This window comes from Pectobacterium zantedeschiae (assembly GCF_004137795.1).
Lineage (GTDB): Bacteria > Pseudomonadota > Gammaproteobacteria > Enterobacterales > Enterobacteriaceae > Pectobacterium > Pectobacterium zantedeschiae.
Genome location: NZ_NWTM01000003.1, coordinates 1 through 14,432, shown reverse-complemented (window position 1 = coordinate 14,432; position 14,432 = coordinate 1). Strand labels below are relative to the sequence as shown.

General features: G+C 49.0%; 14 protein-coding genes and 1 riboswitch. Of the genes, 11 read left to right on the top strand and 3 right to left on the bottom strand.

Annotated features, from left to right (window positions below; genetic code table 11):
- Positions 1–364: 364 nt before the first annotated feature.
- The gene (gene oxyR, locus CLR69_RS17390; protein WP_010281486.1) at positions 365–1,273 is read left to right on the top strand and encodes a DNA-binding transcriptional regulator OxyR; all 909 of its coding nucleotides are present in this window, start codon (positions 365–367) and stop codon (positions 1,271–1,273) included.
- On the opposite strand, the gene sthA is transcribed toward oxyR, so the two are convergent.
- Entirely contained in the window at positions 1,265–2,671 is a 1,407-nt protein-coding gene (sthA, locus tag CLR69_RS17385; RefSeq protein WP_129707234.1) for a Si-specific NAD(P)(+) transhydrogenase, read from the bottom strand. The genes oxyR and sthA overlap by 9 nt on opposite strands.
- Positions 2,672–2,882: 211 nt before the next feature.
- Here sthA and fabR point away from each other — a divergent pair, with 211 nt between their 5' ends.
- Positions 2,883–3,512, top strand: a complete 630-nt coding sequence (gene fabR, locus CLR69_RS17380) for an HTH-type transcriptional repressor FabR (protein ID WP_010308157.1) — start codon at positions 2,883–2,885, stop codon at positions 3,510–3,512.
- A gap of 32 nt (positions 3,513–3,544) precedes the next feature.
- On the top strand, positions 3,545–3,931 hold the full coding sequence (locus CLR69_RS17375; protein WP_129707232.1) for a YijD family membrane protein: 387 nt from the start codon (positions 3,545–3,547) through the stop codon (positions 3,929–3,931).
- Positions 3,932–4,039: 108 nt separating this feature from the next.
- On the opposite strand, the gene CLR69_RS17370 is transcribed toward CLR69_RS17375, so the two are convergent.
- The gene (locus CLR69_RS17370; protein WP_129707230.1) at positions 4,040–4,792 is read right to left on the bottom strand and encodes an IclR family transcriptional regulator; all 753 of its coding nucleotides are present in this window, start codon (positions 4,790–4,792) and stop codon (positions 4,040–4,042) included.
- 404 nt (positions 4,793–5,196) lie between these two features.
- Between CLR69_RS17370 and CLR69_RS17365 the strand changes: the two genes are divergently transcribed.
- The 6 genes from CLR69_RS17365 (at position 5,197) to CLR69_RS17340 (ending at position 10,015) form a co-directional block, all read left to right on the top strand.
- Complete coding sequence (locus CLR69_RS17365; RefSeq protein WP_129707228.1) at positions 5,197–5,589, top strand: RidA family protein; 393 nt, start codon at positions 5,197–5,199, stop codon at positions 5,587–5,589.
- 136 nt (positions 5,590–5,725) lie between these two features.
- Positions 5,726–6,562, top strand: coding sequence for an ABC transporter substrate-binding protein (locus CLR69_RS17360; RefSeq protein ID WP_129707226.1), 837 nt, complete (start codon positions 5,726–5,728; stop codon positions 6,560–6,562).
- Positions 6,563–6,610: 48 nt separating this feature from the next.
- Positions 6,611–7,348, top strand: coding sequence for an amino acid ABC transporter permease (locus tag CLR69_RS17355; RefSeq protein WP_129707224.1), 738 nt, complete (start codon positions 6,611–6,613; stop codon positions 7,346–7,348).
- On the top strand, positions 7,345–7,989 hold the full coding sequence (locus CLR69_RS17350) for an amino acid ABC transporter permease (RefSeq protein WP_129713024.1): 645 nt from the start codon (positions 7,345–7,347) through the stop codon (positions 7,987–7,989). Before CLR69_RS17355 ends, CLR69_RS17350 begins: the two co-directional genes overlap by 4 nt.
- Positions 7,986–8,723 carry an amino acid ABC transporter ATP-binding protein gene (locus CLR69_RS17345; RefSeq protein WP_129713025.1) on the top strand — a complete coding sequence of 246 codons (738 nt, stop codon included), beginning with the start codon at positions 7,986–7,988 and terminating at the stop codon, positions 8,721–8,723. Before CLR69_RS17350 ends, CLR69_RS17345 begins: the two co-directional genes overlap by 4 nt.
- Positions 8,724–8,743: 20 nt before the next feature.
- A complete protein-coding gene (locus CLR69_RS17340) occupies positions 8,744–10,015 on the top strand; it encodes an alanine racemase (RefSeq protein ID WP_129713038.1) in 1,272 nt (423 codons plus the stop codon).
- 126 nt (positions 10,016–10,141) lie between these two features.
- Here CLR69_RS17340 and trmA read toward each other — a convergent pair whose 3' ends face one another.
- A complete protein-coding gene (gene trmA, locus CLR69_RS17335) occupies positions 10,142–11,260 on the bottom strand; it encodes a tRNA (uridine(54)-C5)-methyltransferase TrmA (protein WP_129713026.1) in 1,119 nt (372 codons plus the stop codon).
- 130 nt (positions 11,261–11,390) lie between these two features.
- A riboswitch (cobalamin riboswitch) is annotated at positions 11,391–11,624 on the top strand.
- A gap of 66 nt (positions 11,625–11,690) precedes the next feature.
- On the opposite strand from trmA, the gene btuB reads away from it, so the two are divergent.
- Positions 11,691–13,595, top strand: a complete 1,905-nt coding sequence (gene btuB / locus CLR69_RS17330; RefSeq protein ID WP_129713027.1) for a TonB-dependent vitamin B12 receptor BtuB — start codon at positions 11,691–11,693, stop codon at positions 13,593–13,595.
- A complete protein-coding gene (murI, locus tag CLR69_RS17325; RefSeq protein WP_129713028.1) occupies positions 13,540–14,397 on the top strand; it encodes a glutamate racemase in 858 nt (285 codons plus the stop codon). The genes btuB and murI overlap by 56 nt, the downstream gene beginning before the upstream one ends.
- Positions 14,398–14,432: the final 35 nt, after the last annotated feature.

The window sequence follows — 14,432 nt, the reverse complement described above, 5'->3', positions numbered from 1 at the left end:
GTGATTAGCCATTCCCTCTGAATGTTCGAATTCTATTTTTCCGCCCAACAATTCCCATATCGCTAATTGCTTCGCCTGCTGGTCAGATTTCCTGGTGTGGATCGCGAGGGTATCGTTGATCGATGCACACAAAATGCTGTCGATGCCAAATCGCTTGAAGATGTCAGTCCGCTTGTTATAGCGTGGCTGAAAGCTGGTAGGTATGCCCTAGTGGTACCGAAACCGTAAAAATATTGTTTTATTCTTGTAGAAATAAATAGATACGCTTCGGTGGGATATATTATTCATTTTGGATGTTGATAGGGATTATCGTTCATTGATATCCTATCTATCGCTGTTAGCTATCATGATAAGGAGAATAATAATGAATATTCGGGACTTAGAGTATCTTGTCGCGCTGGCGGAGCATCGTCATTTTCGGCGTGCGGCGGATTCCTGCCATGTAAGTCAGCCAACACTCAGTGGACAGATTCGTAAACTGGAAGATGAGCTCGGGGTAATGCTGCTGGAGCGAACCAGTCGTAAGGTACTATTTACGCAGGCTGGGCTGCTGTTGGTTGAGCAAGCGCGAACGGTATTACGTGAGGTCAAGGTATTAAAAGAGATGGCGAGCCAGCAGGGTGAAACCATGTCTGGGCCGCTGCACATTGGCCTGATTCCCACCGTGGGGCCTTATTTGTTGCCGCAAATCATTCCGATGCTGCATCGTACGTTCCCCAAGCTTGAAATGTATCTGCACGAAGCGCAAACACATCAACTGCTGGCCCAGTTGGACAGCGGCAAACTGGACTGCGCCATTCTGGCGATGGTGAAAGAGTCTGAGGCTTTTATCGAAGTTCCTCTGTTTGACGAACCGATGAAGCTGGCGATTTATCAGGATCACCCTTGGGCGAACCGCGAACGTGTAGCGATGTCCGATCTGGCGGGTGAAAAGCTGCTGATGCTGGAAGATGGCCACTGTCTGCGCGATCAGGCAATGGGCTTCTGCTTTCAGGCTGGGGCGGATGAAGATACGCATTTCCGGGCAACGAGTCTGGAGACATTGCGCAACATGGTCGCAGCCGGAAGCGGGATTACGCTGCTGCCGTCGTTATCGGTTCCGCGTGAGCGTGAGCGTGATGGCGTCTGCTATTTGCCATGCTATAAACCGGAGCCTAAACGTACCATCGCGCTGGTGTATCGCCCTGGTTCACCGCTGCGCGGACGCTATGAGCAGCTTGCTGATACCATCCGCGAGCATATGCAGGGCTATATGGAAAACCTGTCAAAATAAGCGGTTAAGTCCATTCAATGCCGCCACGCGGTAAGCCTCTGCCATGGTTGGATAGTTGAAGGTGGTATTAACGAAATATTCGATAGTATTACCTTCACCTTTCTGTTCCATGATGGCCTGCCCGATGTGGATAATCTCCGCGGCGCGCTCACCAAAGCAGTGAATACCCAGAATCTGTTTCGTTTCGCGGTGAAACAGAATCTTCAAACTCCCCACATTCATCCCAACAATCTGCGCCCGTGCCAGATGTTTGAACTGTGCCCGACCAACTTCATAAGGCACTTTCATCGCGGTGAGCTCTTGCTCGGTTTTCCCCACGGAGCTGATTTCTGGGATGGTATAAATACCAGTCGGGATATCTTCGATCAGATGGGCGCTAGCATCACCTTTGATGATCGCCTGCGCGGCGAGCCGACCTTGATCGTATGCCGCTGATGCCAGGCTGGGATAACCGATGACATCACCGATGGCATAAATATGTGCCAGAGCCGTCTGGTACATACTGTTGACCTTGAGCTGACCTCGGCTGTCGGTACTCAGGCCAATATTTTCCAGCCCCAGCGTTTCCGTATTGCCCGTGCGTCCGTTGGCATAGAGCAGGCAGTCTGCTTTCATCTTTTTGCCTGATTTCAGATTGACGATAACGCCGTCAGACAGCCCTTCAATACTTTCGAATTCTTCGTTGTGGCGGATAACCACGCCGTTGTTCCAGAAATGGTAGGACAACGCATCCGACATTTCCTGATCGAGAAAGGCCAGCAGCCTATCGCGAGTGTTGATTAAATCGACCTTAACGCTCAGACCGCGAAAGATGGAGGCATATTCGCAGCCGATAACGCCCGCACCGTAGATAATGACGTGCTGAGGTTCGTGGTCGAGTTGCAGAATAGAGTCGCTGTCGTAAATGCGCGGATGGTTGAAGTCGACTTCTGCCGGATGATACGGACGCGAGCCGGTCGCGATAATGATATTCGCAGCGGTCAGCGTTTCGTGGGTATTGTCTGGGTAGTGAACCGCAATCGTATGGGCGTCGATGAAGCTGGCTTCACCGGAGAACAGCTCACACTGATTACGCTCATAAAATCCTTGTCGCATACGGGTTTGCTGACCAATGACGCTGTCGGCATGGCGCAGGATGTCGGAAAATGAGGAGCGAATAATGCGGGAGTTGTCACTGTAGAGGGGATTTTGGTTGAACTCGATAATACGGCTGACGGCATGGCGGAGGGCTTTGGAAGGAATCGTACCCCAGTGGGTACAGCCGCCGCCGACATTGTAGTGACGTTCAATCACCGCAATTTTGGCACCGTGCTTGGACAATCCCATCGCTGCACCTTCACCGCCGGGACCGGAACCAATAACGATGGCATCATAATCGAATTGATGTTCTAGAGTCATGGTAGGTTAAACCTGTTTTTATACAAATTAATAACGCGACTGTAACATTGTGCGATTGTAGCATCGACTGTGGTAGAACCCAATCATCCCTGCCTTTAATAAGGAAACAGATTCTCACATTCTTAATATGGCAAACTTTGTCTCATTCTGCGGACAATAAAGTTTGCTATAGTGCCCCTCTGGAAAGGGGAGAGATCATTTGGGCAGCATAATGGGTGTCAGAGCACAACAAAAAGAACGGACTCGTCGTTCCCTTATCGAAGCTGCATTTAGCCAGTTAAGCGCTGAGCGCAGTTTTGCCAGCTTGAGCCTGCGTGAAGTCGCTCGCGAAGCAGGTATTGCGCCGACATCTTTCTATCGCCACTTCCGTGACGTGGATGAGCTGGGGCTGACAATGGTTGATGAAAGCGGGTTAATGCTGCGCCAGCTAATGCGGCAGGCCCGGCAACGTATCGCCAAAACGGGTAGCGTAATCAGGACGTCGGTTTCCACCTTCATGGAATTTATCGGTAACAATCCGAATGCGTTCCGGCTATTGCTGCGTGAACGTTCAGGAACATCGGCGGCCTTCCGTGCGGCGGTTGCACGCGAGATTCAGCATTTTATTGCTGAACTGGCGGATTATCTTGAGGTGGAAAACCATATTCCACGCAGCTTTGCAGAAGCGCAGTCAGAAGCGATGGTGACCATTGTTTTCAGTGCGGGAGCGGAAGCCCTGGATGTTTCTCTGGAACAGCGTAAACAACTGGAAGAACGACTGGTGCTGCAACTGCGAATGATCGCCAAAGGTGCCTATTATTGGTACAGAAAAGAACACGATAGTAGCTTTACCGTGCCATAAATCCTCTATACCAACATGAGAAGGGAGAAACCATGACAGAAAAACCTCACCAAGAAAAAGGTACGCTGGTTCTGGCGCTGGTTGCGGGCTTATCCGTCAACGGTGCATTCGCCGCCTTGTTCAGCAGTATTGTTCCGTTCTCGATTTTTCCTCTGATTGCGCTGGTATTGTCCATCTATTGCCTGCATGAACGCTATTTGCACCACAGTATGCCGGAAGGTATTCCGATGTTGGCAGCGGCCAGTTTTCTGCTAGGTCTATTGATTTACAGCGCCATCGTGCGCGTTGAATATCCCGCCATTGGATCGAACTTTATTCCTTCAATCCTGTGTGTGGCATTGGTTTTCTGGATTGGCCTGAAACTGCGTCGCAGAAAAGCGACGGAGTCGGTATCAGCAGAAGAGAGTGAAACGCTATAGCTGAATAGGTGCTACAACCGATTTCAAAGAGCGCTAACTGCACTAGCGATCGCGTAGAGGTAAGGATAAACCTGTTTGCAGCACTGGTTTATCCAATGAGGATGGCTTTCAGATAAAATCTGAAAGCTTTTTCCCGGAAGAAATCAGTGTTTCAAGCAGCATTTGACGGCGATCTGTCGGCGTATCACGGCTGATCATAAAACAGATAGCGGCAATAGCCTGGCCATTACGTGAACGAATCGGTGCTGCCATGCAACAGGTAAAACTCTCCGATAGCCCTTCAGTCTGGCAATATCCCAGTTGGCCAGCTCGGTGTATATCATCAAGAAACGCTTGCTTATCGAGTATTTTCCCATTAGCCAGGCGATAATCCTCTTCCGGGATGAGGTCAAGAATGTCACGATCTGACCAGTTACTCAGCAGCAAACGGCCGGTTGCTGTCCAGGGAATAGGAATGCGTACGCCAATATCTGAGGTGATTTTGAAAGGGTGGGCATTACTTTCCGACAGTACGACGGTGTATTTATTACCTTCCAGCATACAGAGCTGCACCGTTTCGCCGTGATGTGTCACCACTTCCACCATCAGCTGATGCGCCCTGCGAATCAGGTCATTATGCGCCAGATAATCCGCACCGTAGTAGTGCATTTCACGCCCAAAGAATACGATACCATCGTCATCTACTTCCAACAGTCCCGCTTCACTCAGCAAATTCACCAGTTCATACACACTGGAACGTGGTGCTCCCGTCGCTTCGATCAGATCTCGCATGGCCATTGGCTGGCGAGCAATATGCAGTTGGCGAAAAATACCGATAACCCGGTCAACACCACGCGCCCGTAATGGTTTCTCGTCAGACATAAATACACTCTCCTGTAGCAGTCATGCCGTGGAAAAGACACAGAAAAAGAGAAGCATCATACACTGAGAACGCTGTTTAAAATCATTTCGGTTAAATAAAATTTAGTTAGGTATAACGACAATTATTTTGCTCTATTTTGGGGCCTCATTTTAGCTCATCACGGCAACGCTATTTTTAATAATGCTAAAAAATCCATACTATTTATTTATAAATAAACTCAGCATTAAATATATTTTTAGATTCACCTGCGTTTATAAAAAATAAATTCGTCTTTATATATTGCAAAAATAAAAAACCTGTGCAAATCTTGCTCTATCCGGTATTTTGGATTTGAGTCTGGTATACCAGACTACTCACCAATAGCCAAACACGCGAGATTATCGCGAAAAAGGAGCAGGGTAGTATGACAATCAAACGTTACGGCATTGAGGGTGGAACGGGTACCGGTGGGCAGAAACTGCCGTTCGCTCGCGCCGTAGAGGCCGATGGCTGGTTGTATATCTCCGGCCAGACGCCAATGCGCGATGGTGAGGTCGTTGAGGGCGGCATCATTGAACAAACGGCACTGGCATTTGATAATTGCCTGAATATCATGAATGAAGCTGGCTATCGTGTGGAAGATGTCGTGCATGTGACGGCCGTATTAACCGATGCCCGTTATTTCAGTTCATTCAACAAAGTTTTCAAACAGATATTTAGTGATAACCCCCCTGCGCGTATTTGTAGTGTGCAGGACTTGGTTGTCGACTGCAAAGTGGAAGTGGATATGAAATGTTTCCGCGCAGACCGTAAATAATTACTTTCACTTTAAGACAGGTTAAGTATTTCCATTTTTACCGCCACATCAGGGTTGTCTGTTATTCATTACAATTTTTTATTTTGCTGTGAAATAACGGTTTTCATATTATCTCCATTAAATAAGAGAGCACAGAATGAATATAATACCGCAAAAAATAAGTGCCAAAGCCATAGCCAGCACACTGGTCTTGTTAGCCTTGGTAGGGTGTACACCCACTGAAGAGAAAAAAGAGACTAGCGCGGCACCACAGTCAGCCCTGCAAACCGTTCTGCAACGCGGGACGTTACGTGTCGGTGATTGCCTGAGTTTTGCTCCGTTCGGCTTTTACGACAAAGCGGGCAATCCTGATGGATATGACGTCGATTTGGCCAAAGAGCTGGCGGAAGCGATGGGGGTGAAGCTGGAGATGGTAAATACGACCAGCGCGAATCGCATTCCTAACCTGCAAACCAATAAAGTCGATGTGGTGTTTTGTAACTTTACCCGCAATCTGGAACGTGCCAAAGAGATCGGTTTCACTCATCCATATGTCGTAGCGAGTGAAGCGATGTTGGTGCGCAAAAACAGCGGTATTCAGTCAGCCCACGATATGGCTGATAAAACCATTGCCACGGTGAAAGGTTCAACCAACGGTGATGAGGTACGCAACCTCGGCATCAATGTCAAAATTCAAGAGTACGATTCATCTCAGGCCGCCATTCTGGCAGTAAAACAGGGCCAGGCTGATGCAATGATCGAAGATAACAACTTCCTTGCTTATCAAGCCACGCTCGATCCGACGCTGACGGTCACTAACGAAGCCTTGGTGCCATTAGAGTACAACGGCTTTGGTGTGAAACAGGGCGATCAGATATGGACTAACTATCTGAACGAGTTCCTGTTTGAAATTAATGCGTCAGGCAAAAATGCTGAGCTATACCAGAAGTGGTTTGGCAGCAAGCCGCGTTACCCGCTGAATCCGCAATATTGACCGTATACGGCGCGGCCCTGAGTGCTGCGCCGTCCTGAGGAGGCGCTCATGAATTATCAATGGCTAACCCTGTGGCGCTATGGCGATACGTTTCTCTCGGCCGCCTGGCTTACATTACAGGTAACGCTTCTTGCTTTTGCACTGTCGGTGATGCTCGGACTCCTGGCTGCATTGGCAAAGGCATCACCGTTTGCTCCAGTACGCTGGTTAAGTCACTGCTATGTCGAATTTATTCGTAATACACCCGTGTTATTGCAAATCTTCATTATTTTCTTCGGCCTACCGTCGCTAGGAATAACCATGAGCGCTTTCACCGCTGGTGTGTTAGCTCTGGGCATTAATGTAGGGGCTTATTTGTCTGAGATTTTTCGGGCCGGTATTCAATCTGTACCTAAAGGCCAGTTGGAAGCTGCATGGATCCTGGGTATTCCGCGTCGGAAAATCTTCCTGAGTGTTGTTCTGCCTCAGGCCGTACGCGCGGTGTGGCCCGCTATCATCAATAACCTTATTCAATTACTACTGGGCACCTCGCTGTTATCGGCGATCGCTTTGCCGGAGCTGACTGGTACAGCAATGGTAATCAATGCGCGGACGCTGTTATATATCCAGACGTTCAGCATTGTGACGCTTATCTATCTACTTCTCAGCAACCTGTTTTCGTGGCTTGGCAATCAGGTGGGGCGGCGTTTGTTTCATCCGCCGATGGTGGCTCCGGTAAAAAAGTCCACCAGGCTGTTGGCAAAAAAATGGCTGATTAGCCCGCTGAAAAGAGGAGAGACACGATGATCGAGGTTCTCACCAGTTCGTTGCCAATGTTGTTGAAAGGGCTTGGTACCACACTGTTGCTCTCTGTGGTGGCCATGATGGGTAGTACGTTGCTTGGCCTGTTGGCTGCCGTACTACGTACCAGCCGATTGTCCGTCACTCGAAAAATAGCGCTGCTTTACATTGAGCTGTTTCGCGGTACACCCGTGCTCATCACTCTGATGTTTATCTACTTTGGCGTGGCGTATCTCGGTTATGACATTAACTTGTTCGCAGCAGGCATTATCGGGCTGAGCATTTATCAGGGAGCCTACATCGCCGAAATATTTCGCGCCGGTATTGAGGCTGTTCCTAAAGGACAGTGGGAAGTGGCATGGATTCTCGGTCTTTCCAAACGTCAGACTTTTGTCAGCGTGATCTTGCCGCAGACGCGCGGCATCGTGTTACCTCCACTAGTCGGCCAGTATCTTTCACTGATTAAAGATACCTCGATAGTCAGCATGATTGGCATGTCGGAGTTGATGCACCAGGGACAGGTGATTGTCGATCGCATCGGCCAACCCGTGGTGATTTACGGACTGGTTGCCTTGCTCTATTTCGCCGTCTGTTTTCCGCTTTCCCATTGGGTTCAACGTCATCAAGTCAGGAGCCAATTATCATGAGCAAATTTGCCATTACGCTGAGTGGTATTACCAAATCGTTCGGCGCCACTCAGGTGTTGAAAGATATCAGCCTTGACGTATCGCCAGGTGAAGTACTGGTGCTGATTGGTGCTTCTGGATCGGGTAAAAGTACGGTATTGCGTATTATGAGTGGTCTGGAGCGTGCAGATGGCGGTGAAATTTGGGTTAACGATGTACCGTTGCACGACGCTAAACGTAGCCGAGAAATCTGCGGTCATGTTGGTATGGTATTTCAACAGTTCAACCTGTTCCCGCACAAAACAGCACTGGGCAATGTGACGTTGGCACTGATCAAGGCGCAAGGGTTATCTGAAGATGAAGCGGCTAAGCGCGGTATGTCTGCACTGTCCCGTGTTGGCTTGGCCGAGCGCGCCCATCACTATCCAGCACAGCTGTCTGGTGGGCAGCAACAGCGAGTAGCCATTGCTCGTGCACTGGCAGTCGAACCGAAAATTATGTTTTTTGATGAAGCGACTTCAGCACTCGATCCAGAACTGGTCGGTGAAGTGATGGAGGTCATGCGCAGTCTGGCACGTGAAGGCATGACGATGGTGGTAGTGACACATGAAATGGGTTTTGCACGCAAAACGGCTGACCGTGTGGTGTTTATGGATCAAGGCGTGATTGCTGAGCAGGGGGCTCCCGAACAGATTTTCGTAGATCCGCAAAATCCGCGTACTCAGCAATTTTTATCACGCGTACTGGAACACTGATGGGAAACGCTATGAACGCTATGTCTATTCACTTTCCGCTGCTAGCGGATGGCTTGCTGGATGAGCAACAAAACACGCCGCGTTTTAAATCAGTCGCGGGTAGTGGGGATGCTCCTTTGCCTATAGGTACATCAGTGTTGAGCAGTGAGCGTGTCTTTTCTCCTCTGATGATCATGAAACAATCCGCATTGGAAAACAATTTGCGCCAACTGGCAGCATTTTGTCGTGAACAAGGCGTCTTATTGGCGGCGCATGGGAAGACCTCAATGTCTCCTGCCATTTTGCGTCGTGCCATTACTGAAGGAGGTGCGTGGGGGTTGAGTGCCGCCACACCCGCTCAGGTGCGTGCACTACGACAGTTTGGTATTCGCAACGTGTTTCTTGCCAATCAATTGGTTGATCCCGCAGGAATTCGCTGGATTGCACAATGGCAACAGCAACACCCTGACCACGGCTTCCTCTGTTATGTCGATTCACTACAGGGGGTGAAATTGCTGGAGCAGCACCTTGATAACGTCAAGATTGCTGTGTTACTGGAGATGTCGGTCAGCGGTGGCCGTACTGGCTGTCGTTCACCGCATGACGCCCTCACGATAGCCGAAGCTATTGCGGCAAGCCCGGTACTGCAACTGGTGGGCGTCGCAGGGTATGAAGGTGCATTGGGAGCAGGGCGTGATGTTGCGGGTATTGCATGCGTACAAAATTATTGCCAGATGCTAATCACAACCGCGGCGATGCTGGCTGAACAACAGCTATTCAGTGGTAATAATATTATCCTCAGCGCAGGAGGGGGAGCCTGGTTTGATATAGTCAGCGCTTGTTTTACTGCGGCACAGTTGCCTTTACCCGTTACACCGCTGATTCGTTCTGGTGCCTATATGGCCCATGATAATGGGCTCTATGCCCGTATTGCCCCTTTCTCTCAATCTGGTTCTGGTCATCATTTTACCGCTGCGTTAGAGATTTGGGGACGCGTGCTATCGCGCCCGGAACCGGGGTTGGCGTTTGTTGATTTTGGTCGCCGCGATGTGCCTTTTGATCAAGACCTGCCCACGCCATTATGGATACGTCGGGCTGATGGTAGTGAACCACGCAGCGCAGCGAACCTACGTATTACTGACGTTAACGATCAGCACGCTTATTTGCATCTGCCGGATACCGAGCCGCTACAGCCTGGTGACTGGGTGGGGTGTGGGATTTCCCATCCTTGCACTGCCTTTGATAAGTGGCGCTATCTGCCACTGGTCGATGACGATTATTGCGTAACTGATGGATTGGAAACCGCATTCTGACAGGGTGTCGAGTTAACGTGTCATACCCATGGGGGACACGCTTTCTTCTTTACGTTAGGTTGCGGTGCTTCCGTATGTTGTCACGCCAGCCAGACAGAGAGTCTGGCCTGACGATGAGCACATGACTTATTTGTCGATCGGTATGTGGCGTTTTTCCAACAGCACGCCACACTCCATATGATGGGTGTAAGGGAATTGATCGAACAGCGCCAGACGGCGAATGTCGTGGGTTTCCGATAGCGATTGCAGGTTGTTGCTCAACGTTTCTGGGTTGCAGGAAATATAAAGAATGCGCGGATACGCCTGCACCAGTTTCACCGTTTCGTCATCCAGTCCGCTGCGCGGTGGGTCAACAAAAATAGTCTCACACTGGTAGCTTGTCAGATCGATGCCCTGTAAGCGGTTAAACTCGCGTACGCCCTGCATAGCCTGCGTAAATTCTTCTGCTGCCATACGAATAATCTGCACATTCTCTATCTGATTCGCGGCGATGTTATATTGTGCAGCCGCGACGGACGGCTTGGCGATTTCGGTCGCCAACACGCGCTCGAAATTTCTTGCCAGCGCGAGTGAAAAGTTGCCATTACCGCAATACAGTTCCAGCAAATCCCCTTTCGAGCCCGCCGTCGCATCCAATGCCCATTCCAGCATCTGAATATTTATTGCAGCATTCGGCTGCGTGAAGCTGTTTTCCACCTGTCGGTAAATCATATTCTGGCCAGCAACCGGCAGACATTCATCGACATAATCGCGATCGAGGCAGATTTTGGTTTTCGTCGCGCGACCGATCAACTGTAGGTTGAACCCCTGCGCCGTCAGGCTATCGCGCAGTGTGCGGGCATGTTCCTGCCATTCTTCGTTTAGCGCGCGGTGATAAAGAAGAGAAACGATAACTTCGCCGCTTAGAGTCGACAGATAATCTATCTGGAATAGTTTACGGCGTAGTACGGGGTCAGGCTGGATCGCGGCAAGCAGCGCCGGCATCAGGCGGTTAATGAGTTCACTGGCTGCAGGAAACCGATCGACCCGGATGCGTTGTTTAGTCTGCTGGTCAAACATAATGTGATAAAGCTCATCACCATCGTGCCAAATACGGAATTCGGCGCGCATCCGATAATGACTGACGGGAGAACGGAAGACGACAGGCTCCGGTGCGTTGAAAGGTGCCATCATTCCACGCAGACGCTCTGTTTTCTCTGCAAGCTGGTCGTCATAGTGTTCGATGGGCAAGATTTCTGGCGTCATGGTTTTCTCGTCTGAACAGCGTCTAAAAGGGTGTTATTGGCCGGGAATTGTAGGGAATCCGGCCAGGAAGTCCAGTTTTGTTACGTTATTATCCTGTAGTGATATAGAAGTCTAGACTTCCACAATTCGCAATTGTAGGATGAGCGTCCGGCCTTGTTTCACAAGTCAAAAGGGAATCCAGTGTAAATCTGGAGCTGACGCGCAGCGGTAAGGAATGCCCCAGCGATAGCATTATTATGCAGACACTGTCTTCAACTTTTGAGGATGGGAAGTCATCGCTTTCGTTGTATCCCCTACCGTTATTGACGGTTTGTGGTAACAACGGCATCCAAGCCCGAAGACCTGCCGGAATACGTCGCAATTGGTTCTGCATATCGCGTGCTATTAACAGAATCTGCGGCATCCTTATTATTTCTCGGATGCTTTAACAATGATTAAAAAAATTTCGCTGCTGACGGCGCTTTCCGTCACGGCATTTTCTGGCTGGGCGCAGGAAAATAGTTCATCTCAAAACTCGTCATCGGAAAAAAATGCTGATGACATCGTGGTAACAGCAAACCGTTTCGCCCAGCCTGTGTCTTCGGTGTTGGCACCAATTGATGTGGTTACTCGTGATGATATCAATAGATGGCAAGCGAAAAATGTTTTGGAAGTTATGCGTCGATTGCCAGGGGTGAATATTGCTCAAACCGGTGGAGTGGGGCAAAGCGCATCGATGTATATTCGGGGCTCAGAAGCACGTCATACGTTGGTACTCATTGATGGTGTTCCTATTGCTAAATACGGTATTACAGGCAATCCAGATTTCAACCTTATTCCTATTGCTTTAGTACAACGCATTGAATTTATGCGTGGCCCACGTTCGGCTGTATACGGGGCTGACGCTATTGGTGGCGTAATTAATATCATTACGCAAACAACAGAAAATAAAACCGTACTCAGTACTGGGATTGGTTCGAACCGCTATCAGGAATATAGTGGCAGCCTGCATCAGTCGGTTGGTGATAACACTCGGGTCTCTTTAGCTGGAGCATATCAGGACTCTCGGGGATTTAATGTTTACCCGAACTCTTCTAATCAAGCGTTAGACTCAGATAAAGATGGTTGGCGTAACAAAACATTCTGGGCGGGTGTTGAACATCAGTTTAACGATTCAATTTCTGGGTTCTTCCGTGGCTATGGCTATGGCACTAATAGCGATTATGATGCGCTGTCTGATGACACCTATGGCCCTATTAATGATGAACAGCAGATCTACAGCCATACTTATAGTGGTGGTTTGCGGTTCTCTCATGAAAATTATGCTTCTCAGTTGATCGCCAGCTATCAGAAATACACTTCAATTCAGTATCTCAGCACTCAAGGACGTTATGGTGCCTATAATTCCCAAGATGATATAGATCAATATGACATGCTGTGGGGAAACACTTTGGCGTTAAGTCATGGCATGGTCAGTGCTGGTTTTGATTGGCGCCGGCAGAAGTTAACTTCAGAAGGCGTTAGTTTTAATACGCTAAATCGTGAAAGTAATCGCTATAAGCAGGATAATTCAGGCGCTTATTTAACCGCGCAACAGCAGTATGGTGCTGTTATCTTGGAAGGATCTGTACGCGGTGATGATAATGAGAAATTTGGTAGACATGGTACTTGGCAACTGGCATCAGGTTGGGAGTTTTTCCCCGACTACCGGGTAACCCTTTCCTATGCGACAGGTTTTCAAGCACCTACTTTAGGGCAGTTATATGGTCAGAAGCGTTTCGATATTGAATCAAATGAAAACTTAAAGCCTGAAGAGTCGAAACAATGGGAAGCTGGATTGGAAGGTGTAACCGGGCCATTAAGTTGGCGTTTGTCGGGTTATATTAATAAGATCGATAATCTGATTGCGTATGAGTATGCTTTTGCAACAAATACCGGGACTTATTATAACGTTGATGCAGCAACGATGAAGGGTTTGGAATGGACGGGGTCATTTGAGACAGGTGTTCTGAATCATCAAATCACTTTGGACTATCTCGATGCCCGTAACGATGAAAATGATAAGGTTTTGGCTCGTCGTGCGAAGCAGCAAGCAAAGTACCAGGTTGATTGGAATCTGTATGACGTCGATTTTAATCTGAGTTATCAGTATGTGGGTAAGCGATTTGATAATGCAGCGAATACTCGCCGCTTGCCAAGCTACAGCACTGTTGATCTCGCAGCCTCATATCCAGTCACCTCTCATCTGACAGTTCGTGGTAGAATCGCCAACCTGTTTGATAAAGATTATGAGACGGCATATGGCTACCGCACGGCAGGGCGAGAATATTATCTCACTGGAAGCTATACCTTCTAACCTGCCATCCCGTCCTACGGTTCTGGTGTTTGATTCCGGTGTAGGTGGGCTGTCTGTTTATGATGAGATCCGGCAACTCCTGCCGGATCTTCACTATATATACGCATTCGATAACGAAGCGTTTCCATATGGTGAGAAATCACAGCAGTTTATTATCGAGCGCGTGGTTGAGATTGTTAGCGCAGTCCAACAACGTCATCAGCTCGCACTGGTTGTGATTGCTTGCAATACAGCGAGCACGATTTCCCTTCCTGCGCTACGCGAGCGCTTTGCTTTCCCTGTCGTGGGTGTCGTCCCAGCGGTTAAACCGGCGGCTAAGCTGACACGTAACGGTGTTGTGGGTCTACTGGCGACGCGAGCAACGGTTCAACGCCCGTATACGCACGAGCTGATTGCCCGTTTTGCTACGGATTGCCAGATTTTGTCGCTAGGTTCGTCAGAACTGGTTGAGTTGGCAGAAGCTAAATTGCAGGGGGAGACGATCTCAATTTCTGAATTGCAAAAAATTCTGCGTCCTTGGCTACGTCTGCCGGAACCACCAGATACGGTTGTGCTTGGATGTACGCATTTCCCATTGTTAGCAGAAGAGCTGAAGGTGGCATTGCCTGAAGGTACACGTCTTGTGGATTCTGGCGCGGCTATAGCCAAAAGAACGGCATGGCTGATTGCTAATCTGGATAATCCTCCACTTTCTACAGATAAAAACCTGGTTTATTGTCTGACGATTACGCCTAAAGTAGCCACGCTGTGGCCAATATTGCAGCGTTATGGCTTCGATTCGCTGGAAAAACTGCCACTTTAATCGCTTTATGGGTGAATAGTAGACAAACGAAAATT